The following is a 21,518-nucleotide window of genomic DNA, read 5'->3' on the forward strand; positions in this document are numbered from 1 at the left end:
GCATCGACTCGGGAGAGCCGCAACACCAAAAATGCACTTTCTCGCCGCGCGCCCGCCGATGGCCTGTGGAAAGGGGACAAACCCCTTGCCGAACGGCGCCGCATTCCCACATGGTGGGCGGACGTAACGCATTGTACGCGCGCATCGGAGATCGACATTGGCAAGCCTTGGCCTGAACCTGGAAGAACAGAAGGCGGTGGACCGGTTCCGCAAGGACGTGGTCGAACCGTCGATGACCAAGCTGGTCATCCTTGATTTCTGGGCGGAATGGTGCGGCCCGTGCAAGCAGCTGACGCCGGTGCTGGAAAAGGTCGCCGCCGAATACGCGGACAAGGGCGTGGTGCTCGCCAAGGTCAACGTGGACGAGGAACAGTTCATCGCCGCGCAGTTCCAGGTGCGCTCGATCCCCACCGTCTATGCGATGTTCCAGGGCCAGCCCGTAGCCGACCTGACCGGCGCGCGCACCGAATCGCAGCTCAAGCAGTACCTCGACCAGATTCTCGCCAAGGTGCCGGTGCAGGCCGGTGACGAGCCGGCGCAGGACATCACCCCGCTGCTCGACATGGGCGAAGAGGTGCTGGCCGGCGGTGACGGCGATCGCGCGGCGGACATCTTCGCCCAGATCATCGAGATCGCGCCCGACAGCGTGCCCGCGCACGCGGGGTTTATCCGCGCGCTGCTGCTGGCCGGCCGCAAGGAGGAAGCCGCCGAGGTGCTGGCCGCGCTCGATCCCGGGCTGGCGGACGATCCGGCGCTGGCGCAGGCCCGCTCGGCGCTGGCGCTGGCGGAGGACGCGCCCGAGGCCGGCGAACTGGCCGGGCTGCGCGCCGCGGCGGAGGCCGATCCGGCGGACATGGCCGCGCAGCTCGCCTATGCCAACGCGCTCTATGCCGGTGGCGATCGCGATAGCGCCGCCGCCACGCTGCTGCGCATGATCGCCGCCGATCGTGAGTGGAGCGAAGGCGCGGCGCGTGCCCGCCTGCTCCAGATCTTCGAGGCGATCGGGCTGGAAGACCCGTGGGTCGCGGCGACGCGGCGCAAGCTGTCGACCGTGCTGTTCGGCTGACCATGGGCGGAACGATCGACACCACGCGGCTTTCGATCTTCCCGCTCCCCGGCGCCACGCTGTTTCCGGGGCTGCAGCTGCCGTTGCACATCTTCGAGCCGCGCTATCGCGCGCTGGTCTCCGATGCGCTGGCGCGCGACCGGCGCATCGCGATAATTCAGCCGCAGGCCCCGGCCGAAGGCGCGCCGCTGTTCAGCGTGGGCTGCGTCGGCAAGATCGGCGAGGTCGAAGCGCTGGAGGACGGCCGCTACAACATCGTGCTGCAGGGCCTTTCGCGCTTCCGCGTGCTGCGCGAACTGGATGTGACCACGCCGTTCCGGCAGGTCGAGGCCGAACTGATCGAGGACGATCCCGATGCGGTGCTGAGCGCGGTCGAGCGTGCCTCGTTCGAGCGCGAGGCGCGTATCTTCGCCGATGCGCAGGGCTATGCCGTGGACTGGGAATCGGTGACGCGGCTGGACGACATGGCGCTGATCAACGGCGTATCGCAGATCGTGCCGTTCGATATCGCCGCCAAGCAGGCGCTGCTGGAAGCGCCCGATCTCGCCACGCGCTGCGAACTGCTGGTGCAGTTGCTGCAATTCTTCGGCCGGCGCGACAGCGACGACAACCAGGTGACGCTGCAGTAAACGCGCTCAGAACTGCGCCTTGATCCCGTCGATCACGTATTGCGCGGCCAGCGCCGCGAGCAGCACGCCCAGCAGGCGCGTAACCACCGCTTCGGCCTGCTGGCCCACCAACCGCATCAGCGGGCCGGCGGCCAGCAGCGCGGCGAGGATCAGCACCATCACGCAGGCCAGCGCGCCCAGCACGACCATGGTCTGTTCGTTGCCCTGCGCGCGGCTGGTCAGCAGCATGACCGTGGCGATCGAGCCCGGCCCGGCGATCATTGGCATGGCCATGGGGAAGACGGAGACGTCGTCCACCTCGGTATGGCGGACCTTTTCCGCGCGCTGTTCGCGCCGTTCGGTGCGCTTTTCGAACACCATGTCGAGCGCGATCACGAACAGCATGATGCCGCCGGCGATGCGGAAGCTGGCCAGCTCGATGTGCAGGCCCGACAGCAGCTTTTCCCCGAACAGCGCGAAGACCAGCAGGATGCCGGTGGCGATCAGCGTGGCCCGGATCGCCATGTTGCGCGCCTGTGCGGGGCTGGCCCCGGCGGTAAGCCCGGCATAGATCGGCGCGCAGCCGGGCGGATCGATCACCACGAACAGCGTGACGAAGGCGGAGACGAACAGTTCCCACATCGCGCGCTTATCCTTGTCCCGGAGCGGTGGCGGGTGTCGTGGCGGGTGTCGTGGCAGGGGCCGCGGGAGCGGCTGCGGTTTCGTGCAGCACCTGGGCCATGTTGCCGTCCTTCCACATCCACACCGTGAATTCGCGCGCGCCATCGGGCAGCACGGTGCTGCGCCAGGCCAGCGTTCCATCGTCGGACTGGCCGTCCTTGCTGTCCGATCCGGCGGGCGCGGCCAGCGCTGGCAGCGGCCCGGCGAGCGGGCGCTGGACGGGCAGGTCCTTCGTCGCGGGCCGGTCGGCCGCGCCAGGTGGCGGTGGCCCCCCTGGCGCCACGAAATGCGTCCGGCGCGCGGGGCAATCGGCGACCTTGCCCTCGATCCAGTCGGGCGCGGCGAGCGGCCGGGCCAGCGACTCGCCCTGATCGAGCACCCACTTCAACGCGCCCTTCTTCTTCTGCCGCTGCCAGACCGTGCTGAACCAGCCGGCGTCCGCGCCGCCGGTCCAGCCGCCATAGGTCACGCCGAAGCTGCCGTCGCAACTGGCGTAGGCGCGGTGCGTTTCCCACTGCACCGCCTGCGCCGGGTCCTTGCGGCCCTTGAGCCAGTCCTTCGCCACCACGCGCCGGGGCGTGAACATTTCCGCATCGTCGGCGGCGGTATCGCGAAATGCGGTCCACTGGCCCTTTTCGCGCGCCAGCCGGGCAAAGGCGATTTCGGCGGCGATCAGCGCGCTGGGGTTCCCGGCCGGGGTGAGTCCGCCGCCCGGCATGCCACCACGCCCCGGGCGCTGGGCAAGCGCCGACGCGGACAGCAGCGAGAACGACAGGGCAAGGGCCAGGGCGGCACGAACGGGACGCGACATGCCCTTGAACCTAAAGCAAAGCCGCGCCCGGTCAAACCCGTGGTGGAGAAATCAGATCGTGCCGTCCGCCAGCGGAATGCCGGCGTTGCGATAGGCGGCGACCAGCGCGTTGCGCAGCAGCACCGCGATCGTCATCGGGCCGACGCCGCCCGGAACCGGAGTGATCGCGCCGGCCACTTCGGCTGCGCCGGCATAGTCCACGTCGCCCACCAGCCGGGTCTTGCCCTCGGCCCCGGCCACGCGGTTGATGCCCACGTCGATCACGGTCGCGCCGGGCTTGATCCATTCGCCCTTGACCATCTCCGGGCGGCCGACGGCGGCGACGACGATGTCCGCCCGCTTCACCACGTCCGGCAGATTGCGCGTGCGGCTGTGCGCGACGGTGACGGTGCAGCTTTCGGCGATCAGCAGTTGCGCCATCGGCTTGCCGACGATGTTCGAACGGCCGATGACCACGGCATCCAGCCCGGAAAGATCGCCGAGCCGGTCCTTGAGCAGCATCAGGCAGCCCAGCGGGGTGCAGGGCACGAAGCCCGGCTGCCCCACCGCGAGGCGCCCGGCGTTGGTGACGTGGAAGCCGTCCACGTCCTTGTCCGGGTTGATCGTGGCGATCACCTTCTGCTCGTCGATATGGCCGGGCAGGGGAAGCTGGACGAGAATGCCGTCGACGGCTGGATCGGCGTTGAGCCGTTCCACCACCGCCAGCAGGTCCGCCTCGGCGGTATCGGCGGGCAGCTTGTGCTCGAAGCTCGCCATGCCGGCCTCGAGCGTCGATTTGCCCTTGGAGCGGACATAGACCTGGCTCGCCGGGTCTTCGCCCACCAGCACCACGGCAAGGCCCGCCTTGCGGCCGGCCTGTTGCTCGAACGCGGCGGCCAGCTTGCCCACTTCGCCCCGCAGGTTCGCGGCAAAGGCCTTTCCGTCGATCACGGCAGCAGTCATCTCTGCAATTCCTTCAAGCCATTCCGTCCGGTGGCGGGAGGTCAATATCCCGATGCGGCAAGGCCGCTCAGCAGGATCATCAGCAGGTTGAGGCCGATGATCAGCGCCATCGGCGACAGGTCGATCGATCCGGTTTCGGGCATGATCCGGCGGATGGGGTTGAGCAGCGGATCGAGAATGGCGTTCAGCGCCCGCCAGATCGCGGCGACGCCATTGTTGTGCATGTTGACGACGTTGAACGAAATCAACAGGCCCAGCACGAACTGTACGATCACCACCACGGTGATGATCTGCACGAGGTAGCTGATCATGGCGACGAGCGTGTACAGGAACATGGGCGCTTTCTTCTTCCGACGGTCGATACGGCTGTTAGCCGAGAGACGGGCGGAAAGGCAACCGGAGCCTGTGGCGGACCCCTACGGAGTCAGCGTGGTGCTCTCGATATGCCAGCGCAGCTGCTCTTCTGTCGCGCCCGGCACGTCGTTCACGCGGCGCAGCACGACATCGCCTTTCAGCACCCGCGCGCCATCGCGCACGGTGACCGGGGCGGTGTAGTAGAGCGAACCGGCCGCGCCTTCGCTTTCGCCCTGGCCCACGGTCACGCGCGGGTCGAGCAGGGTGCTCCATTTCGCGGCGAAGGCGCGCTCGTTCAACCCGCTGCGCGCGCCCTTGTCGCCCCAATAGGCGCGGACGGTCTCCCAGTCGCGCATTTCCACGGCCTTGCCCCAGGCCGTCAGCACCTCGGCGGGATCACGCGAGGCCGATGGCACGCCGCGTTCGGTGATCTCGGCGGTGGGTGTCGGCGAGGGGGCCGGCACCGCTTCCGATGCCAGCTCGGCGATGGCATCGCTGTCCGTGTCGCTCGGTTCGGGCGCGGGCGGCGTGCCACCACAGGCGGCCAGCAGCAGGGCGAGGGAGGGGACTATGCGAGAGCGCACCATGGAAAAGGGACGCACGACCGCCGGTTCCGTTCCCGGCTTTCGCCCGGTCACGCCCGGATCAGCGTGCCGGCGCCGCGCGAGGTGAAGATTTCCAGCAGCATCGCGTGCGGCACGCGCCCGTCGAGCACGACCACCGCCTCGCATCCGGCCTCGACCGCGTGGACGCAGGTTTCCAGCTTGGGGATCATGCCGCCGCTGATCGTGCCGTCCTGCGCCAGTTCCGCGATGTCGGCGGGCGTCAGGTCGGTCAGCAGGTTCTTCTGCTTGTCCAGCACGCCGGGCACGTCGGTCAGCAGGAACAGGCGCGATGCCCCCAGCGCCGCGGCGATGCAGCCGGCCATGGTGTCGGCGTTGATGTTGTAGGTCGCGCCGTCCTCGCCCACGCCGATGGGCGCGATCACCGGGATCATGCCGGCGGCGCAGATGGTGTCGATCACCGTGGTGTCGATCCGGTCCGGCTCGCCCACGAAGCCCAGGTCGACCACCAGCGGCTCACCGTCGTCCTCGATCGCCTTGGGCGCCTTGGACTGGACCTTGCGGGCCACGACCATGCCGCCATCCTTGCCCGAAATGCCGATGGCCTTGCCGCCCGCGCGGGCGATCCAGCCGACCAGTTCCTTGTTGATCGCGCCGGCCAGGACCATTTCGGCCACTTCGGCGGTCTGCTTGTCGGTGACGCGCAGGCCGTTGACGAACTGCGATTCGATGCCCAGCGCCTTCAGCATCCGGCCGATCTGCGGTCCGCCGCCGTGGACCACCACGGGATTGATGCCCACCGCCTTCAGCAGCACGATGTCCTCGGCGAAATCGTGGGCCAGTTCGGGATCGCCCATGGCGTGCCCGCCATACTTCACCACGAAGGTCTTGCCGGCATAGCGCTGGAGATAGGGCAGCGCCTCGGTCAGCGTTTCCGCCTTGGCGAGCATCGCAGCGCGATAGGAATCGGAGATTTCGTGGTTCGTGGCCATAATGGCCGCGCCCTTACGCCCCTTGGCGCGAAATTAAAGCGTTTTCGTGCGCGCGGGTCAGCGTGGCGCGTCCAGCCAGCGCCCCAGCCGTACGAACAGCCAGACGCCCGGCGGCACCATGATCGTCGACAGCACCAGCTTGGAGATGATCTGCCCTTCCATGATCGCGCCGATCGGCAGGTCCTGCCCGTAGAACGAGATCGTGATGAACAGCACCGTATCGACGATCTGCGACAGCATGCTGGCGATCCACGCGCGCAGCATCAACAGCCGCCCCTGACCGCCGGCAATGCGCGAGAACAGATAGACGTTGAGCGTCTGCGAGGTGCCGTAGGAAATCAGCCCGGCGAACTGCATCCGCGCGCCTTGCCCCAGCAGGCGGGCAAAAGCCTCCTGATCCGACCAGAACGGCGCGGGCGGCACCACATGGATGACCAGCGAAAGCAGCACCATCGACACGATCAGCGGCACGAAACCGAAGCGCACCAGCCGGTTCGCCATGTCCTGCCCGAACAGCTCGGCCACGGCGCTGGCCAGGATCACCAGCAGCAGGAACGCGAAGATTCCGGATTCGACCGCCAGATCGCCCAGCAGCGGCCAGTGGCCCAGCGAGGCGAGCTTGGTGCCCAGCACGCCCGCCAGCACGGCCAGCCCGCCATAGAGCAGCGCGAACGCGAACAGGGAGCGGGGGATCGAAGAGGGGATCGGGGGATGTGGCGCCGGTGCGGCCCGGTGCGGGGCGGTTTCTTGCATGGACGGGCGATAGCGGGATTTTGACCGGCCGCCAAATCCCGTTTAGGAGCGGGAGAAACCAGTTCGTCTTTCCCTCCTTCATCGTCCGGAGCCGATAGCCCCCGATGCGCGTTGTCTTGAGCCTCGTCGGGATGGGGATCATCCTGCTGGTCGCCTTCCTGCTTTCCACCAACCGCCGCGCGATCCGCCCGCGCGTGGTGGGCGCAGCCTTTGCCCTGCAGGCCGGTTTCGCCGCGCTGGTGCTCTACCTGCCGTGGGGCAACGCCGCGCTGCAGGCCGCCGCGCACGGCGTGGAGCGCCTGCTCGGCTTTGCCAAGGCGGGCGTGACGTTCCTGTTCGGCCCGCTCGCCAAGCCCGAGATCGGCGGGACCAGCTTCGCCATTTCGGCGCTGCCGGTGATCATCTTCTTCGCCGCGCTGATCTCGATCCTCTACTACCTTGGCGTGATGCAGCTGGTGATCCGCTGGATCGGTGGCGGGCTGGAAAAGATCACCGGCATCAGCAAGGTCGAATCACTGTGCGCCGCGTCCAACATCTTCGTCGGGCAAAGCGAGGCGCCGCTGGTGATCCGCCCCTATCTCGCCGCGCTCAATCCGTCGCAGCTGTTCTGTGTGATGACCGTGGGCATGGCCGGCGTGGCGGGCACGATCCTGGCCGCCTATGCCAGCATGGGTATCCGCATCGACTATCTGGTCGCCGCCGCCTTCATGTCGGCGCCCGGCGGTATCCTCATGGCCAAGACGATGATGCCCGACGAGCCGCCGACGCCGGCCGACGTCGCGGCCGATCCGCTGCCCAACCCGCACGATCCGCCCACACTGGTGCCGCCCGCCGGCATGGCCGCGGCCGCGCTGAACCGCGATGACGTGACCAGCCAGCCCGGCGTCGCCGCCAGCGGCGAACCGGTGGCGGAAGAACACGAGGAACGCCCCGCCAACCTCATCATGGCGGCCAGCCAGGGCGCGCAGACCGGGGTCAAGCTGGCCGTGGCGGTGGGCGCGATGGTGCTGGCCTTCGTTGCGCTGGTGGCGCTCGCCAACGGCATCCTCGGCTGGCTGGGCGGGCTGGCTGGCTATCCCGACCTCTCGTTCCAGCAGATCCTCGGCACGATCTTCGCGCCTATGTTCTACCTGCTCGGCTCCCCCACCTGGGCGGAAGCGATGCAGGCGGGCGGCCTGTTCGGCACCAAGATCGTGCTCAACGAATTCGTCGCCTTCATCGAACTGGGGCAGGACACCGGCTTGTCCAAGGTCAGCGTCGCGTTGGTCACGTTCGCGCTGTGCGGCTTCGCCAATTTCAGCTCGATCGCGATCCAGATGGCGGTGACCGGCGGCCTTGCCCCCAACCAGCGCCCGATGATCGCCAAACTCGGCATTCGCGCGCTGCTGGCCGGCGCGCTGAGCAACCTGATGAGCGCGGCGCTGGCGGGATTGTTCCTGTCGTTGTGAGGTTTCACGAGGGGGGCTGAGATGCCCCCGGTGGTTTGAGATGTGGCCTGAGATGCCAGCGTGCGCTGGCATGACGTTTCTATTTTTATCCTCGTCGTCCCAGCGAAAGCTGGGACCTCGGGCGGCTACGCGCCCTGCAGTTCGTGCAGCAGGTCCACCGCCTTGGCCAGCTCGCCGTCGAGGTAGCCGAGCAGCTTGTGCCAGTCGTGTGCGCCGGCCAGTTCGCCGGGGCCGTCGCTGACGCCGCGCAGGCCGATCAGCGGCACGCCGAAGGTGCGCGCGGCGCGGGCGACGGCGTAGGTTTCCATGTCGACCATGTCGGCCGAGACGCGGTCCCAGTGGTCGCCGCTGACCACGTCGCCCCCGCTAGACAGCGTGGCGACAGGCAGGTCCAGCGGGGTTTCCAATGGAAGCTCTTTCGGCTCGTCGAGATAGGGCACCACGCCGGGCTCGATGCCGAGCGGCGAGGCATCCATGTCGCGCCACGAGACGCTGGCGATCTGGTGGACCGAGCCCAGCGCGCAGCGGCGCGATCCGGCCGAGCCGAGGCAGACGATCAGGTCCGGCAACTGCCCCGCCGCTTCCAGCCGGGCCAGCGCCACGCCGGTGTGCAGCGCGGCCTCTACCGGGCCGATGCCGGTGATCAGCGGCGTGAACCGGGCGCGCAAGTGCGGGCCGTATTCCGGTTCCGCCGCTATCACGAACAGCACGCGCCGGGAGCCGACCGTGGTAAGCTCAACCATTCGCCTGTGCCTTCAGTTCGTAGAGCAGGTCCAGCGCCTCGCGCGGGGACAGCGCGTCGATGTCGAGGCCGTTGAGCCGGGCGCGCAAGGCATCGACCTTTTCCTCCACCGCCTCGATCGCGGCGGCGAACAGCGGCAGGTCGTCCAGCCCGGCGGCGAGGCCCCCGGTGGAGGCGCGGCCTTTCTCCAGCTTGTCGAGCACGGCCTTCGCCCGCTGCACCACCGGCGCGGGCACCCCGGCGAGCCGGGCCACGGCCAGGCCATAGCTCTTGTCCGCCGGTCCTTCGGCCAGCTCGTGCAGCAGCACCAGATCGCCCTTCCATTCGCGCGCGCGCACGTGATGGAGCGACAGCGCGTCGCAGCTTTCGGCCAGCCGCGCGAGTTCGTGGTAATGCGTGGCGAACAGGCAGCGGCAGCGGTTTACCCCGTGCACCGCCTCCACCACCGCCCAGGCAAGCGCGAGGCCGTCGTACGTCGAGGTGCCGCGTCCCACTTCGTCAAGGATGACGAAGCTGCGCTCGCTGGCCTGCGCGAGAATGGCGGCGGTCTCGACCATCTCGACCATGAAGGTCGATCGCCCGCGCGCAAGGTTGTCCGATGCGCCGACGCGGCTGAACAGCCGGTCGACCATGCCGATCGTCGCGGCCTCGGCGGGCACGAACCCGCCCGCCTGCGCCAGCAGCACGATCAGCGCGTTCTGGCGCAGGAAGGTGGACTTGCCGCCCATGTTGGGGCCGCCGACCAGCCACAGCCGGTCCTCGGGCGCGAGCCGGCAACCGTTGGCGACGAAGCGTTCGCCCTTGGCCGCGAGCGCCGCCTCCACTACCGGATGCCGTCCGCCGGCGATGTCCAGCACCGGCTCCGCCACCACATGCGGCAGCGCCCAGCCGCCTTCGGCCGCGCGTTCGGCCTGCCCGCACGCGACGTCGATCCGGGCCAGCGCGGCGGCGGTGGCGGCGATGCCTTCGCGCGCGCTGACGGCGGCGACGACCAGCTCCTCGAAATGCGCTTCCTCGGCCGCCAGCGCATGCCCGCCCGCCTCGGCGATGCGGCTTGCCTCCTCGTGCAGTGCCAGCGCGTTGAAACGCACCGCGCCGGCCATCGTCTGGCGGTGGGTGAAGCCGCTGTCGGGCAGCATCAGCTTGTCGGCGTGGCGCGCGGGGACTTCGATGAAATAGCCGAGCACGCCGTTGTGGCGGATCTTCAGCGCGGAAACGCCGGTCTCGTCGCGGTATTTTGCTTCCAGGGCGGCGATGGCGCGGCGCGAATTGCCTGCGGCCCGGCGCAGTTCGTCGAGCGCGGCATCATAGCCTTCGGCGATGAACCCGCCCTGCGCGCGTTCGGTCGGCGGCGCGGGCACCAGCGCGCGGACATAGAGATCGATCAGCGCGCCGTGCCCGCCCAGCGCCGGCAGCAGCGCCTCGGCCAGCGCCGGCCTCTGCGCGCGCGCGCCCAGCACCTCGCGCAGCCGCCAGGCTTCGGACAGGCCATCGCGCAGCTGCCCCAGATCGCGCGGGCTGCCCCGCCCGGCGACGACCCGGCCCAGCGCACGGCCGATGTCGGGCGCGGCCTTCAGGATCGCGCGCAAGTCCCCGCGCAGCAGCGGATCGTCGTGCAGCCAGCTTACCAGTTCCAGCCGCGCGCGGATTGCCGGCGCGTCGGTCAGCGGCGCGGAAAGGTCCTCGGCCAGCAGGCGCGCGCCCGCGCCGGTCACGCAGCGGTCGATCGCCTCGAACAGGCTGCCCTTGCGCGTGCCGCCGGTGGACACGAGGATTTCCAGGCTGGCGCGCGTCGCCTCGTCCATCGCCATGTGCCCGCCCGCCGTGCGCGCCACGGGAGGCAGCAGCAGCGGCAGGCGGCCGCGCCCGACGTGGTCGAGGTAATCGACCAGCCCGTTTGCCGCCGCCAGCATCGGCCGGGTGAACGCACCGAAGCCATCGAGCGTGGACACGCCGTGCAGATCCTTGAGCCGTGCCTCGCCGGCGTTGCTGTCAAAGCCGCGCCCCGGCCGCCGCACCGCGTCGAACGGGGCATCGGCCCAGTCCTCGCTGGCGACGATCTCGCTCGCGCCCAGCCGGGCCAGCGCCGCACCCATCGCCGCCGGCTCGCATTCCTCCAGCTCCATGCGGCCGGTGGAGATGTCGCAGGCGGCAATGCCGATCAGCCCGCGCACCTCGCACACCGCCGCCAGCACGTTGGCGCGGCGCGGTTCCAGCAGCGCTTCCTCGGTCAGCGTGCCAGCGGTGACGAAGCGGACGATATCGCGCGCGACCAGCGCCTTCGATCCGCCGCGCTTCTTCGCTTCCTCGGGCGTTTCCACCTGCTCGGCGATGGCGACGCGGCAACCCGCCTTGATCAGCCGGGCCAGGTACGATTCGGCCGAATGCACGGGCACCCCGCACATCGGGATCGGCGCGCCGCCGTGTTCGCCCCGGCTGGTCAGCGCGATGTCCAGCACTTGCGCGGCGATTTTCGCGTCGTCGAAAAAAAGCTCGAAGAAATCGCCCATCCGGTAGAACAGCAGGCAGTCTCCCGCCTGCTGTTTAAGCGCTAGATATTGCGCCATCATCGGAGTTGGGGCATTTGGCGTCACGGCGCGAGTGGCTAGACGAAGCGCGGGGTTTTCACAAACCATCGAAGCCGGATATCGACAGGGGCTCATGCAAAGCCAGCAAAGAGGCCGTCCCAAGGCCTGGTCGTTCGATTGGCATGCCGCGGCGCTCCCGTGGCTCTCCGCGCCGGGCATCGTGCTCACGGTCCTGTTGGTGTGCCTGCCGTTCGCGCTGGTGGAAGTGCCGCCGCTGATCGACGTGCCGGGCCACATGGGCGCAGCCGCGATCGAGGCCGCCGGCCCCGGCAATCCGCTGGAACGCTACTTCACCTGGAAATGGGTGTTCACGCTGAATATCGGCGGCGGTGTGCTGATGAAGCTGCTGGGCGCGCAGTTCGGCATTCTGGCCGCCGGGTGGTGGAGCACGGTGCTGGCGACCGGCCTGTTCGCCGGCGGCGGCCTTGCCACGGCGCGCGTGCTCAATCCGCGCGGTGGTCATGCCACCGCCTGGGCGCTGATGTTCGTGTTCAGCTTTCCGCTGCTGACAGGTTTCCTCAACTACATCCTTGCCACCGGTCTTTCGCTGTCGGCTTTCGCCGCCTCGGTCTGGCTCGAAAACCAGCCGAAGAAGCGCGCCGCAATGCTGATCGTGGCGCAGCCGGTCGCCATGCTGTGCCATGCCATCGGCGGCGTGCTACTGGCGTTGCTGGTCGGCGGCGCGGCGCTGGGGCGCGAGATCGACCGGCTCCCCGCCGGAAGCTGGCGGCCTTCGCGCTGGCGCCCGCTGGCGCGCGAGCTGGACTGGAAGGCGATCGCCAAGCGCCTGTTCGTCACCTGCTGGCCGCTGCTGACCACGGTGCTGGTGGTGGTACTGTGGAAGACGTTCTCGCCCGAACCGGTCGCCAGCATGAACCGCTGGCGCTGGGACCAGAAGGCATGGTCGTTCGTGCTGACGCTGCGCGACCAGTCGCTGGTGCTCGACGCGGCGACGACGATCGCCTGCTTCGGGCTGATCCTGTGCGGCTGGCTGGCCGGCGCGCGGTGGAGCTGGCGGCAGGGCTTGCCCGGCCTGCTGGTGCTGCTGCTGTTCGTGGCCATTCCCAGCGATATCAACGGCAGCGCCTTCGTGGATATCCGCCTGCTGCCGGTGGCGGCGATGCTGCTGCTGGCGTTGCAGGACTGGAGCCGGGCGAAGCCTTCCTATGCCCGCGCCGTGGCCTATATCGGTATGGCGCTGCTGGGCGTGCGCCTGGTGGTCACCGGGGCCAGCTTCGCGGACTACGCGCAGGACTACAAGCGCCAGCTTGCCGCGCTGCATCACGTGCAGCCCGGCAGCCGCGTGCTGGCTTTCGTCGAACATACCTGCATCGAGGAAAGCTGGCGCAGCACGCGGCGCGATCACCTGGCCAGTCTTGCCAGCCTCTACCGGCAGGCGTGGGTCAACGACAACTGGGCGGTGCCGGGGCTGCACATGGTGGTGCCCCGCTTCCGCCCCGGCCGCAACTTCACCGCCGATCCATCCGAATTCGTGTGGTCGCCCAATTGCCAGAGCGGCCGCCTGCGCAGCGTGGATTCCGCGCTCAAGTACGCGCCGATCGAGCGGGTGGACTATGTCTGGCTGATCGATACCGGCCTGCCGCGCCGCCCCGATCCGCGCCTCCAGCTGGTATGGCAGGATGGGCGCAGTCTGCTTTTTGCCGTCAGACCCTTGGGTTTTCCGAACTGGAAGCCTAGGGACTTCTGACACCGCCCGGCCGGCCCTGTCCGGTCCACCCAGCGTGGGAGCATTTGCATGTCAGAGGAAAGCAACGTCCGTTTCACCGAACGCGAGGCGTTGTTCTACCACAACACGATCAGGCCCGGCAAAATCGAGATCATCGCCAGCAAGCCCATGGCGACGCAGCGCGATCTGAGCCTTGCCTATTCGCCTGGCGTGGCCGTTCCCGTGCGCGCCATCGCGGACGATCCCGCGACGGCCTATGACTATACCGCCAAGGGCAATCTCGTTGCGGTGATCTCCAACGGCACCGCCATCCTGGGCCTCGGCAATCTGGGCGCGCTCGCCTCGAAGCCGGTGATGGAAGGCAAGGCGGTGCTGTTCAAGCGCTTCGCCGACGTCGATTCGATCGACATCGAAGTCGCCACCGAAGACCCGGAAGCCTTCATCAACGCGGTGGCGCTGCTCGAACCCAGCTTCGGCGGCATCAACCTCGAAGACATCAAGGCGCCCGAATGCTTCATCATCGAACAGGCGCTGCGCGAACGCCTGAAGATTCCGGTGATGCACGATGACCAGCACGGCACCGCGATCATCACCGCCGCCGGCCTCGTCAACGCCTGCCACCTGACCGGGCGCGATCTCAAGGACGTGAATGTCGTGGTCAACGGCGCGGGCGCGGCGGCGATCGCCTGCACCGCGCTGATCAAGGCGATGGGCGTGCGCCACGACAACGTCATCATGTGCGACCGTTCGGGCACGATCTGGCGCGGCCGGTCCGATGGCATGGACCAGTGGAAAAGCGCGCACGCGGTCGATACGCCGGCGCGCACGCTGGAAGAGGCGCTGGTGGGCGCGGACATCTTCCTGGGCCTGTCGGCCGCCGGTGCGCTGAAGCCGGAATACGTCAAGGCCATGGCCCCGCAGCCGATCATTTTCGCGATGGCCAACCCCGATCCGGAAATCACTCCGCCCGAAGCTAAGGCGGCCCGGCCGGACTGCATCATCGCCACGGGCCGTTCGGACTATCCGAACCAGGTCAACAATGTGCTGGGCTTCCCCTTCATCTTCCGCGGCGCGCTGGACGTTCGGGCGACCGCGATCAACGAGGAGATGAAGATCGCCGCCGCGGAAGCGATCGCGGAGCTGGCCCGCCGGCCGGTGCCGGAGGAAGTCGCCGCCGCCTATGGAGGGCAGTCGATGCAGTTCGGGCATGACTACATCATCCCCGCGCCGTTCGATCCGCGCCTGATGGAAGTGGTCTCCTCCGCGGTGGCGAAGGCGGCGATGGATTCGGGCGTGGCGATGAAGCCGATCGAGGATTTCGACGTCTATCGCCACGATCTGAAGGCACGGCTCAACCCGACGACCTCGGTACTGACCAACGTTTATGCGCAGGTGAAGCGCAACCCCAAGCGGGTGGTCTTCGCCGAGGCGGAGAACGAGGTGGTGCTGCGCGCCGCCGTGCAGTTCCGCGATTTCGGGTATGGCGAACCGGTGCTGGTGGGCCGCGACCAGGTGGTGCGCGAAAAGCTCGTCGAACTCGGCATCGGCAATCCGGACAGCTACGAGATCCACAATTCGGCGATCAGCCCGCACGTGCCGGCGATGGTGGAGATGCTCTACGAACGGCTGCAGCGGCGGGGCTTCCTGGAGCGCGACGTGCGCCGCATGGTCAACCAGGACCGCAACGTCTTCGCCTCGGCGCTGGTCAAGCTTGGCCATGCCGATGCGCTGATCACCGGCATGACGCGCACCTTCTCGCAGACCCTGAAGGAAGTGCGGCAGGTGCTCGATCCCGCGCCGGGCAAGGTGCCCTTCGGCATTCACCTGATGGTGGCCAAGAACTACACCGTGTTCCTGGCCGATACGACCGTCAACGAGCGGCCGAGCGCCGAAGACCTGGCCCATATCGCCGTCGAAACGGCGGACGTCGCCCGCCGCATGGGCCACGAACCGCGCGTGGCGTTCCTGTCGTTCTCCACGTTCGGCAACCCGATGGGGCGCTGGGTGGAGCCGATCCGTGGAGCGGTTTCGATCCTGGACGAGGCGAACCCCGGCTTCGAATACGAAGGCGAAGTGGCGCCCGACGCCGCGCTCAACCCCAAGGTCATGGCGAACTACCCGTTCAGCCGCCTGTCGGGGCCGGCCAACGTGCTCATCATGCCGGGGCTGCAATCGGCCAACATCTCGGCCAAGCTGCTGCGCGAACTGGCGGGTAACGCGGTGATCGGCCCGATGCTGCTGGGCATGGAAAAGCCGGTGCAGATCGCGCCGATGACCGCGATCGCGCCGGACATCCTCACGCTGGCCGTGCTCGCGGCGGCGGGCGTGGCGCAATAGCGCCGGGGCGGGATCAGGACGAAGCGGGGACGGCCTCGGCAACGAGGCCGTCCACCAGCACCCGCAGGCCGCGCTCGAAACTTTCCTCCAGATCGAACATTCCGGTCAGGAACGCGTGCATCGCGGCGTTTTCGCGATAGATCGACCAGCCCAGCGACAGCGACAGGACGGCGGCTTGCGCTTCCAGCGCCTGTTCGCGGCTGAACCCGCGCTGCACCAGCGGCGCGGCCATGCCCGCGGCCGTTTCGTCGCTGGCCTGCGCGAGCGGTCGCGCCGAAGCCAGCAACCGGGCGGAATCGCGATGGCGCGCCAGGCTGCGGCATAGCCCCCGGCCCAGTGCCAGCAGCCATGCGCGCGCGTCGAGGCCGTCGTGCAGGCCGGCGCGCGCTTCGGCGTAGAGCGCTTCGGCCATCAGCCCGCCCAGCGCGGCCTTGTCGCGCACGTGCCAGTACAGCGCCGGCGCCTGCACCGACAGCCGCGCCGCCAGCGCCCGCATCGTCACGCCATCCAGCCCCGCTTCGTCGAGCAGGGCAAAGGCGGCGGCAACGATGCCGGAGCGATCGAGTGCAATGTCGCGGTGACGGGCCATCGTTCCCGTTTGACAATTTAACGACGTTAAGTAAACTCGGGCCATCGGTTTTTGGGAGAGAAGCCCGATGATTCATGTGCGCAACGCCTGGCACGTGGCCTGCTGGTCGATGGACCTGGAAGCGGGCAGGCCCTTCGCGATCACCATGGCCAACGACCCCGTGGTGATCTTCCGCGCCGAGAGCGGGCGCATCGTGGCGCTGGAGGACCGCTGCGTTCACCGGCTGGCGCCGCTGTCGCTGGGCCGGTGCGAGGGCGAGGCGCTGCGCTGCCTGTACCACGGCCTGAGGTTCGAGGCGGACGGCCGGTGCAGCGAGATCCCCGGGCAGGATACGATCCCCGCCACGGCGCGCGTGCGCAGCTATCCCGCGGTCGATCGGCACAGCTGGATCTGGGTCTGGCTGGGCGATCCCGCGCGGGCCGATCCGGCGCTGATCCCGCCGGCCGTAGGGTTCGACGATCCGGACTACATTCTCGGCCGGGGCCAGCTCGACTATGATGCGCAGGCCCGGCTGATCCACGACAACCTGTGCGATTTCACGCATCTGGCCTTCGTTCACGCCAACAGCTTCGGCGCGGACGAGGAATGGGCGCGCACCCGGCCCAAGGTCACCCAGCTTCCGCGCGGGGTGCGATTCGAACGCTGGGTGCGCGGGCAGAACCGCAGCACGATCAACGGTGGCCTGGAGCCGGTCGATCTGTGGAGTTGCTACGAATACCACGTGCCGGGCATCCTGCTGATGCCCAGCGCCAGCTATCCCGCCGGAACCGCCGACCGGCTGCGCGATGCGCCGCCGCCGCCCGATCTGCCCAGGACCGGGGTCACCTTCACCAGCCAGGCCGTGACCGCGCTGACCGACCGCACCAGCCGCTATTTCTTCAGCTGGGGGCCGCACCGCGATCATGGCGATGAAGCGCTGCGCGACCGGCTGATGGGGGTGGCGGCCATGGCCTTCGCCGAGGACAAGACCATGATCGAGGCGCAGCATAAGGTGATCGACCGCGATCCCGCCCGCCCGGTCCTGCCGGTGACGTTCGACAAGGGCGTGGTGCTGTACAACCGCCTGGTCGAACGGCTGGCGCGCGACGAACGCGAGGCCGTTTCCGCCGCCGCCTAGGCTCCGGACCCGGGGTCGTTAGAGGCTCCTGGCCCTAGATCAGGCCGGCGAGCGGGCTGGAGGGATCGGCGTATTTGCGGGTGCCCATCCGCCCGGCGCGATAGGCTTCGCGGCCGGCCTCGGTGGCCAGCTTCATCGCCCGCGCCATGCGCACCGGGTCCTTCGCTTCGGCGATCGCGGTGTTCATCAGCACGCCGTCGCAGCCTAGCTCCATCGCCACCGCCGCGTCCGATGCGGTGCCCACGCCGGCATCGACCAGCACGGGCACGCTGGCGCCTTCCACGATCAGGCGGATCATCACCCGGTTCTGGATGCCAAGGCCCGAACCGATCGGCGCGCCCAGCGGCATCACCGCCACCGCGCCGGCGCTTTCCAGCTGCTTCGCCGCGATTGGATCGTCCGAACAATAGACCATCGGCAGGAAGCCTTCGTTGGCCAGGATTTCCGTCGCGCGCAGCGTTTCGCGCATGTCGGGATAGAGCGTCTTTGCTTCGCCCAGCACTTCCAGCTTCACCAGATCCCAGCCGCCCGCCTCGCGCGCCAGGCGCAGCGTGCGGATCGCGTCCTCGGCGGTGAAGCAGCCGGCGGTATTGGGCAGGTAGGTGATCGTCTTGGGATCGATGAAGTCCGTCAGCATCGGCGCCTTGGGATCGGAAATGTTCACGCGGCGGACGGCGACGGTGACGATCTCCGCGCCCGAGGCGGCGACCGCGGCGGCGTTCTGCGCGAAGTCCTTGTACTTGCCAGTGCCCACGATCAGGCGCGAGCGGAAGGTGCGGCCTGCCACGGTCCAGCTGTCGTCGTCGTTCACGGCCTGTGTTCCTTCCTCTTGCCCGCCGCCCACGAAGTGGACGATTTCCAGCACGTCGCCATCCGCCAGCGCGACATCGGCCAGGGTCGAACGCGGCGCGATCTCGCCGTTGCGCTCGACCGCGACCTTGGCCGGATCGAGCCCGATTGCACGCACCAGATCGGCGATCGAACCCGGCGCGGCGCGGTGCGGTTCACCATTGACGGTGATAGAAAGCGAAGCGGGGGAAGGGCTGGCATCCATGCCCGCCGCTTTAGCGTGCGGGGCGCGGCGCGCAAGCGTGCGCTCAGGGGCAGGAACAGCAGTAGCCGCTCAGCAGCCGCGCCGCATGTTGATGAGGTGCGCCGTCGCCACCAGCACCACGCCGCCGATGGTCAGCACCGCTTCCTGCGTGCCGTGCCCGGTCACGACCGCCGCCGCCATCAGCGCCAGGCCGGTTCCGCCCACGGCCAGCGGCAGGACATGGCCGTGCCGCAGCGCGCCAAGGCCGATCGTGGTGGCGCCGACCGTCAGCGCCAGCACCAGCCCGATGCGGTGGATCGCCGGGTCGAGCAGCACGCCGCCGCCCACGCCCAGCAGGCCAACCAGGAATACGCCAGCCAGGCAATGCAGCAGGCACAGCCCCGAAAGGAGCACGCCGAACCGGTCGAGCCGGGAACGCAGGGCCTGCAGCGCGTGATTCATGACAGCGCATATATGTTACATTGTATCATTGCACAAGAGGGCATCACGTTTCCGGTGCGGGATTCCCGCTTGCGCTGGAGCGATGTCGGTGGGACAGGCTGAGGCCCATGGAATCCGCGATCCCCTCTCCGTTCGCTGCCCCGCGCGAAGTACGCGCCGCGCCGCTGGCCATTGCCCGCTGGCTGTTGATCGTGGCGGCGATGGTGGCGATGATCGTGGTGGTCGGCGGGATCACCCGGCTGACCGAATCGGGGGTCTCGATCACCGAATGGAAGCCGGTAACCGGCGCCCTGCCGCCGTTGACCGATGCGCAGTGGCAGGCCGAGTTCGACGCCTATCGCCAGACGCCGCAATATCTGCTGGTCAACGGCCCGGCGGGCATGACGCTGGCGGACTACAAGTTCATCTTCTTCTGGGAATGGGTCCACCGCCTGCTGGCACGCACGATCGGCATGGTCTTCGCGCTGCCGCTGGCGTGGTTCTGGGTGAAGGGGCGCATTCCGGCAGGCTACAAGCCGCGCCTGCTGGCGCTGCTGGCGCTGGGCGGGCTGCAGGGCGCGGTGGGCTGGTGGATGGTGAAGTCCGGCATCGTCCACGACGTCAAGGTCAGCCACTTCCGCCTGGCCGCGCATCTCCTGGTGGCGCTGGTGACGCTGGCCGGCCTCGTATGGACCGCGCTGGACCTGCGCGCGCTGGCGCGGGGCCGGGCGCGCTCGCGGCTGACTGGCTTTTCAGGGCTGGCGCTGGCGATGCTGGTGCTGCAACTGTTCTACGGCGCGCTGCTCGCGGGCCTGCGCGCGGGCACGGCCGCAGGCGGCGGCTGGTTCAACTGGGACGCCTGGCCGCTGATGCAGGGCAGTTTCTTTCCCGCGGGCATCGACTGGTCGCATGGCGGGGCGCATGCCTTCCTGTCCGATCCGTTCCTCGTCCATTTCGTCCACCGCTGGTGGGCCTGGGCGGTGGTGGCGGTGCTGGTGGTGATGGGGCGCAAGCTGCGCAAGGCACAGGCGCGGCCCGCCGCGATCGCCATCCACAGCGCTTTCGGCACGCAGATCCTGCTCGGCATCGCCACGGTGATGAGCGGTGTGGCGGTCTGGATCGCGGTGGCGCACCAGCTGGTCGGCGCACTGCTGGTAGCCGCGACGACGTGGGGCGCGCACGCGCTCGGCCAGAAGCGCTGATTCGCGATGGCGGACGGCGCGGCGATGATCTGGTGCCCGTTCGCCAGCCGCGCCGACGCGGAAGCGGCCGCCGGTGCGCTGCTCGATGCCGGGCTGATCGCCTGCGCCAACATTCTGCCTGGCATGATCTCGCTTTATACCTGGCAGGGCGAGCGCGGCGCTGGCGAGGAAGTGGCGATGCTGGGCAAGACGACCGCTGCCGCGCTTGAAGCTGCCGTGGCGAAACTGGCGGAAATCCATCCTTACGATTGCCCCGCGATCGTCGGTTGGCGCGCCGATGCGGCGGCACCGGCCACGCTCGCCTGGCTGGTCGCGGAGACCGGTAAAAACGCTCAAAACACCGCGCAAGAGCAGGGTTGAAGCGGAAAGGTATTATTTTACCTCCTCGAAAACCCGCACGAATGCTTGACTCGGCAGGGCTCTTGCAACAAAGGCGCGCTTCCTCACTGCGATGCGGGCCTTTTGTCTGCGTGCGGTGCACAGATTAGGGAACCGTTCCAGCCATGAAGGCTCTCAGCAAGGTCACCCGGTCGATTAAGCCGGCCGAGGTTGAAAAGAAGTGGCATCTGATCGATGCCGATGGGTTGGTGCTTGGCCGTCTCGCCGTCATCATCGCCAACATCCTGCGCGGCAAGCACAAGCCGAGCTTCACCCCGCACGTCGATTGCGGCGATCACGTCGTCGTCATCAACGCGGACAAGGTGCGCCTCACGGGCAACAAGCTCAAGGCGAAGACCTATTACAAGCACACCGGCTATGCCGGCGGCATCAAGGCGGTCACCGCCGACAAGGTGCTGGGCGGCCGCTTCCCCGAGCGCGTGCTCGAAAAGGCGGTTGAACGCATGATCCCGCGCGGCCCGCTCGGCCGTGACCAGATGCGCGCGCTCCACCTCTATGCCGGTACCGAGCATCCGCACGGCGGCAACCAGCCCGAAGCGTTCGATGTCGCTTCGCTCAACCGCAAGAACAAGGTGGGCGCATAATGTCGGATACCCCCAACTCCACCGATTCCGTTTCGAGCCTGGCGGATCTCAAGAACCTGACCGCTGCCGCTCCGGCCGCAGAGGCTCCGGCAGCTTCGGATGATGCCGCTCCGGTCGTTCCCGCCGCTCCGCCCGCGCCGCTGCGCGATCGCGAAGTGGACGCCTATGGCCGTTCCTACGCCACCGGCCGCCGCAAGGACGCCGTGGCCCGCGTGTGGCTGAAGCCCGGTTCGGGCAAGATCGTGGTCAACGGCCGCGATCAGGAAGTCTACTTCGCCCGCCCGACGCTGCGCCTCGTCATCAACCAGCCCTTCCAGGTCGCTGGTCGCGAAGGCCAGTACGATATCATCGCTACGGTCAAGGGCGGCGGTCTCTCGGGTCAGGCCGGTGCGGTGAAGCACGGCATAGCCCAGGCGCTGTCGAAGTTCGAGCCGGCGCTGCGTGGCGCCGTCAAGGCCGCCGGCTTCCTCACCCGCGACAGCCGCGTGGTCGAGCGCAAGAAGTACGGCCGGGCCAAGGCTCGCCGCAGCTTCCAGTTCTCGAAGCGCTGACGCGAGCCTTGCTTTGGCCTTGCAAAAAGG

General features: G+C 68.4%; 22 protein-coding genes. 10 read left to right on the forward strand and 12 right to left on the reverse strand.

Translation table 11 applies throughout. From position 1 onward, the window contains the following. Positions 1–157 precede the first annotated feature (157 nt). Positions 158–1,066 (forward strand): thioredoxin, encoded by a 909-nt coding sequence (gene trxA / locus F1640_RS11095; RefSeq protein WP_194919189.1) that lies wholly within the window; start codon positions 158–160, stop codon positions 1,064–1,066. A gap of 2 nt (positions 1,067–1,068) precedes the next feature. Further along, positions 1,069–1,695: an LON peptidase substrate-binding domain-containing protein gene (locus F1640_RS11100; RefSeq protein WP_194921374.1), complete on the forward strand. Its 627-nt coding sequence runs from the start codon at positions 1,069–1,071 to the stop codon at positions 1,693–1,695. Between the two features lie 6 nt (positions 1,696–1,701). Here F1640_RS11100 and F1640_RS11105 read toward each other — a convergent pair whose 3' ends face one another. From F1640_RS11105 to F1640_RS11135, 7 genes are all read right to left on the reverse strand, one after another. Further along, on the reverse strand, positions 1,702–2,316 hold the full coding sequence (locus F1640_RS11105; protein ID WP_124810473.1) for a MarC family protein: 615 nt from the start codon (positions 2,314–2,316) through the stop codon (positions 1,702–1,704). A 7-nt stretch (positions 2,317–2,323) separates the two neighbouring features. After that, positions 2,324–3,166: a hypothetical protein gene (locus tag F1640_RS11110; RefSeq protein WP_194919190.1), complete on the reverse strand. Its 843-nt coding sequence runs from the start codon at positions 3,164–3,166 to the stop codon at positions 2,324–2,326. A 51-nt stretch (positions 3,167–3,217) separates the two neighbouring features. Further along, positions 3,218–4,108 (reverse strand): bifunctional methylenetetrahydrofolate dehydrogenase/methenyltetrahydrofolate cyclohydrolase FolD, encoded by an 891-nt coding sequence (gene folD, locus F1640_RS11115; RefSeq protein ID WP_194919192.1) that lies wholly within the window; start codon positions 4,106–4,108, stop codon positions 3,218–3,220. A 41-nt stretch (positions 4,109–4,149) separates the two neighbouring features. Beyond that, positions 4,150–4,443 (reverse strand): YggT family protein, encoded by a 294-nt coding sequence (locus F1640_RS11120; protein ID WP_124810471.1) that lies wholly within the window; start codon positions 4,441–4,443, stop codon positions 4,150–4,152. Positions 4,444–4,524: 81 nt separating this feature from the next. Next, a complete protein-coding gene (locus F1640_RS11125; RefSeq protein WP_194919194.1) occupies positions 4,525–5,064 on the reverse strand; it encodes a hypothetical protein in 540 nt (179 codons plus the stop codon). Positions 5,065–5,096: 32 nt separating this feature from the next. Further along, the gene (argB, locus tag F1640_RS11130; protein ID WP_124810469.1) at positions 5,097–6,017 is read right to left on the reverse strand and encodes an acetylglutamate kinase; all 921 of its coding nucleotides are present in this window, start codon (positions 6,015–6,017) and stop codon (positions 5,097–5,099) included. Positions 6,018–6,074: 57 nt separating this feature from the next. Then, positions 6,075–6,770, reverse strand: coding sequence for a queuosine precursor transporter (locus F1640_RS11135; protein ID WP_194919196.1), 696 nt, complete (start codon positions 6,768–6,770; stop codon positions 6,075–6,077). A gap of 104 nt (positions 6,771–6,874) precedes the next feature. Here F1640_RS11135 and F1640_RS11140 point away from each other — a divergent pair, with 104 nt between their 5' ends. After that, positions 6,875–8,218 carry a NupC/NupG family nucleoside CNT transporter gene (locus F1640_RS11140; protein WP_124810467.1) on the forward strand — a complete coding sequence of 448 codons (1,344 nt, stop codon included), beginning with the start codon at positions 6,875–6,877 and terminating at the stop codon, positions 8,216–8,218. Positions 8,219–8,343: 125 nt separating this feature from the next. Here the strand turns inward: F1640_RS11140 and F1640_RS11145 are convergent, their stop codons facing one another. Both F1640_RS11145 and mutS read right to left on the reverse strand, forming a co-directional pair. Continuing rightward, complete coding sequence (locus tag F1640_RS11145; protein ID WP_194919198.1) at positions 8,344–8,961, reverse strand: 5'-methylthioadenosine/S-adenosylhomocysteine nucleosidase; 618 nt, start codon at positions 8,959–8,961, stop codon at positions 8,344–8,346. Continuing rightward, positions 8,954–11,530 carry a DNA mismatch repair protein MutS gene (gene mutS, locus F1640_RS11150; RefSeq protein WP_194919201.1) on the reverse strand — a complete coding sequence of 859 codons (2,577 nt, stop codon included), beginning with the start codon at positions 11,528–11,530 and terminating at the stop codon, positions 8,954–8,956. The genes F1640_RS11145 and mutS overlap by 8 nt, the downstream gene beginning before the upstream one ends. 91 nt (positions 11,531–11,621) lie before the next feature. On the opposite strand from mutS, the gene F1640_RS11155 reads away from it, so the two are divergent. Next, complete coding sequence (locus F1640_RS11155) at positions 11,622–13,256, forward strand: hypothetical protein (protein WP_124810464.1); 1,635 nt, start codon at positions 11,622–11,624, stop codon at positions 13,254–13,256. Positions 13,257–13,304: 48 nt separating this feature from the next. Continuing rightward, positions 13,305–15,572, forward strand: coding sequence for an NADP-dependent malic enzyme (locus F1640_RS11160; RefSeq protein WP_194919202.1), 2,268 nt, complete (start codon positions 13,305–13,307; stop codon positions 15,570–15,572). Positions 15,573–15,585: 13 nt separating this feature from the next. Here the strand turns inward: F1640_RS11160 and F1640_RS11165 are convergent, their stop codons facing one another. After that, positions 15,586–16,161, reverse strand: coding sequence for a TetR family transcriptional regulator (locus F1640_RS11165; protein WP_194919204.1), 576 nt, complete (start codon positions 16,159–16,161; stop codon positions 15,586–15,588). Positions 16,162–16,228: 67 nt separating this feature from the next. Between F1640_RS11165 and F1640_RS11170 the strand changes: the two genes are divergently transcribed. Then, positions 16,229–17,278 carry an aromatic ring-hydroxylating dioxygenase subunit alpha gene (locus F1640_RS11170; RefSeq protein ID WP_194919206.1) on the forward strand — a complete coding sequence of 350 codons (1,050 nt, stop codon included), beginning with the start codon at positions 16,229–16,231 and terminating at the stop codon, positions 17,276–17,278. A 34-nt stretch (positions 17,279–17,312) separates the two neighbouring features. Here the strand turns inward: F1640_RS11170 and thiS are convergent, their stop codons facing one another. After that, a complete protein-coding gene (thiS, locus tag F1640_RS11175; RefSeq protein ID WP_194919208.1) occupies positions 17,313–18,332 on the reverse strand; it encodes a sulfur carrier protein ThiS in 1,020 nt (339 codons plus the stop codon). Between the two features lie 69 nt (positions 18,333–18,401). Further along, complete coding sequence (locus tag F1640_RS11180; RefSeq protein ID WP_124810459.1) at positions 18,402–18,773, reverse strand: MerC domain-containing protein; 372 nt, start codon at positions 18,771–18,773, stop codon at positions 18,402–18,404. 107 nt (positions 18,774–18,880) lie between these two features. Here F1640_RS11180 and F1640_RS11185 point away from each other — a divergent pair, with 107 nt between their 5' ends. The 4 genes from F1640_RS11185 to rpsI all read left to right on the forward strand — a co-directional run bounded on the left by F1640_RS11185 (position 18,881) and on the right by rpsI (position 21,488). Next, the gene (locus tag F1640_RS11185) at positions 18,881–19,954 is read left to right on the forward strand and encodes a COX15/CtaA family protein (RefSeq protein WP_194919210.1); all 1,074 of its coding nucleotides are present in this window, start codon (positions 18,881–18,883) and stop codon (positions 19,952–19,954) included. A gap of 6 nt (positions 19,955–19,960) precedes the next feature. After that, complete coding sequence (gene cutA, locus F1640_RS11190) at positions 19,961–20,314, forward strand: divalent cation tolerance protein CutA (RefSeq protein WP_194919211.1); 354 nt, start codon at positions 19,961–19,963, stop codon at positions 20,312–20,314. A 143-nt stretch (positions 20,315–20,457) separates the two neighbouring features. Next, complete coding sequence (gene rplM, locus F1640_RS11195; RefSeq protein WP_124810456.1) at positions 20,458–20,937, forward strand: 50S ribosomal protein L13; 480 nt, start codon at positions 20,458–20,460, stop codon at positions 20,935–20,937. Beyond that, complete coding sequence (gene rpsI / locus F1640_RS11200) at positions 20,937–21,488, forward strand: 30S ribosomal protein S9 (RefSeq protein ID WP_124810455.1); 552 nt, start codon at positions 20,937–20,939, stop codon at positions 21,486–21,488. Before rplM ends, rpsI begins: the two co-directional genes overlap by 1 nt. Positions 21,489–21,518: the final 30 nt, after the last annotated feature.

Source organism: Novosphingobium sp. NBM11 (assembly GCF_015390225.1).
Classification (GTDB): domain Bacteria; phylum Pseudomonadota; class Alphaproteobacteria; order Sphingomonadales; family Sphingomonadaceae; genus Novosphingobium.

What these genes read in the sequence shown, in the direction of transcription:
- F1640_RS11185 (WP_194919210.1), top strand. Translation starts at nt 18,881, where the DNA reads ATGGAATCCGCGATCCCCTCTCCGTTCGCTGCCCCGCGCGAAGTACGC.
- rplM (WP_124810456.1), top strand. Translation starts at nt 20,458, where the DNA reads ATGAAGGCTCTCAGCAAGGTCACCCGGTCGATTAAGCCGGCCGAGGTT.
- F1640_RS11170 (WP_194919206.1), top strand. Translation starts at nt 16,229, where the DNA reads ATGATTCATGTGCGCAACGCCTGGCACGTGGCCTGCTGGTCGATGGAC.
- F1640_RS11140 (WP_124810467.1), top strand. Translation starts at nt 6,875, where the DNA reads ATGCGCGTTGTCTTGAGCCTCGTCGGGATGGGGATCATCCTGCTGGTC.
- F1640_RS11100 (WP_194921374.1), top strand. Translation starts at nt 1,069, where the DNA reads ATGGGCGGAACGATCGACACCACGCGGCTTTCGATCTTCCCGCTCCCC.
- F1640_RS11110 (WP_194919190.1), bottom strand. Translation starts at nt 3,166, where the DNA reads ATGTCGCGTCCCGTTCGTGCCGCCCTGGCCCTTGCCCTGTCGTTCTCG.
- F1640_RS11155 (WP_124810464.1), top strand. Translation starts at nt 11,622, where the DNA reads ATGCAAAGCCAGCAAAGAGGCCGTCCCAAGGCCTGGTCGTTCGATTGG.
- mutS (WP_194919201.1), bottom strand. Translation starts at nt 11,530, where the DNA reads ATGATGGCGCAATATCTAGCGCTTAAACAGCAGGCGGGAGACTGCCTG.
- F1640_RS11165 (WP_194919204.1), bottom strand. Translation starts at nt 16,161, where the DNA reads ATGGCCCGTCACCGCGACATTGCACTCGATCGCTCCGGCATCGTTGCC.
- F1640_RS11180 (WP_124810459.1), bottom strand. Translation starts at nt 18,773, where the DNA reads ATGAATCACGCGCTGCAGGCCCTGCGTTCCCGGCTCGACCGGTTCGGC.
- F1640_RS11135 (WP_194919196.1), bottom strand. Translation starts at nt 6,770, where the DNA reads ATGCAAGAAACCGCCCCGCACCGGGCCGCACCGGCGCCACATCCCCCG.
- folD (WP_194919192.1), bottom strand. Translation starts at nt 4,108, where the DNA reads ATGACTGCTGCCGTGATCGACGGAAAGGCCTTTGCCGCGAACCTGCGG.
- rpsI (WP_124810455.1), top strand. Translation starts at nt 20,937, where the DNA reads ATGTCGGATACCCCCAACTCCACCGATTCCGTTTCGAGCCTGGCGGAT.
- F1640_RS11105 (WP_124810473.1), bottom strand. Translation starts at nt 2,316, where the DNA reads ATGTGGGAACTGTTCGTCTCCGCCTTCGTCACGCTGTTCGTGGTGATC.
- F1640_RS11160 (WP_194919202.1), top strand. Translation starts at nt 13,305, where the DNA reads ATGTCAGAGGAAAGCAACGTCCGTTTCACCGAACGCGAGGCGTTGTTC.
- thiS (WP_194919208.1), bottom strand. Translation starts at nt 18,332, where the DNA reads ATGGATGCCAGCCCTTCCCCCGCTTCGCTTTCTATCACCGTCAATGGT.
- F1640_RS11120 (WP_124810471.1), bottom strand. Translation starts at nt 4,443, where the DNA reads ATGTTCCTGTACACGCTCGTCGCCATGATCAGCTACCTCGTGCAGATC.
- F1640_RS11145 (WP_194919198.1), bottom strand. Translation starts at nt 8,961, where the DNA reads ATGGTTGAGCTTACCACGGTCGGCTCCCGGCGCGTGCTGTTCGTGATA.
- argB (WP_124810469.1), bottom strand. Translation starts at nt 6,017, where the DNA reads ATGGCCACGAACCACGAAATCTCCGATTCCTATCGCGCTGCGATGCTC.
- cutA (WP_194919211.1), top strand. Translation starts at nt 19,961, where the DNA reads ATGGCGGACGGCGCGGCGATGATCTGGTGCCCGTTCGCCAGCCGCGCC.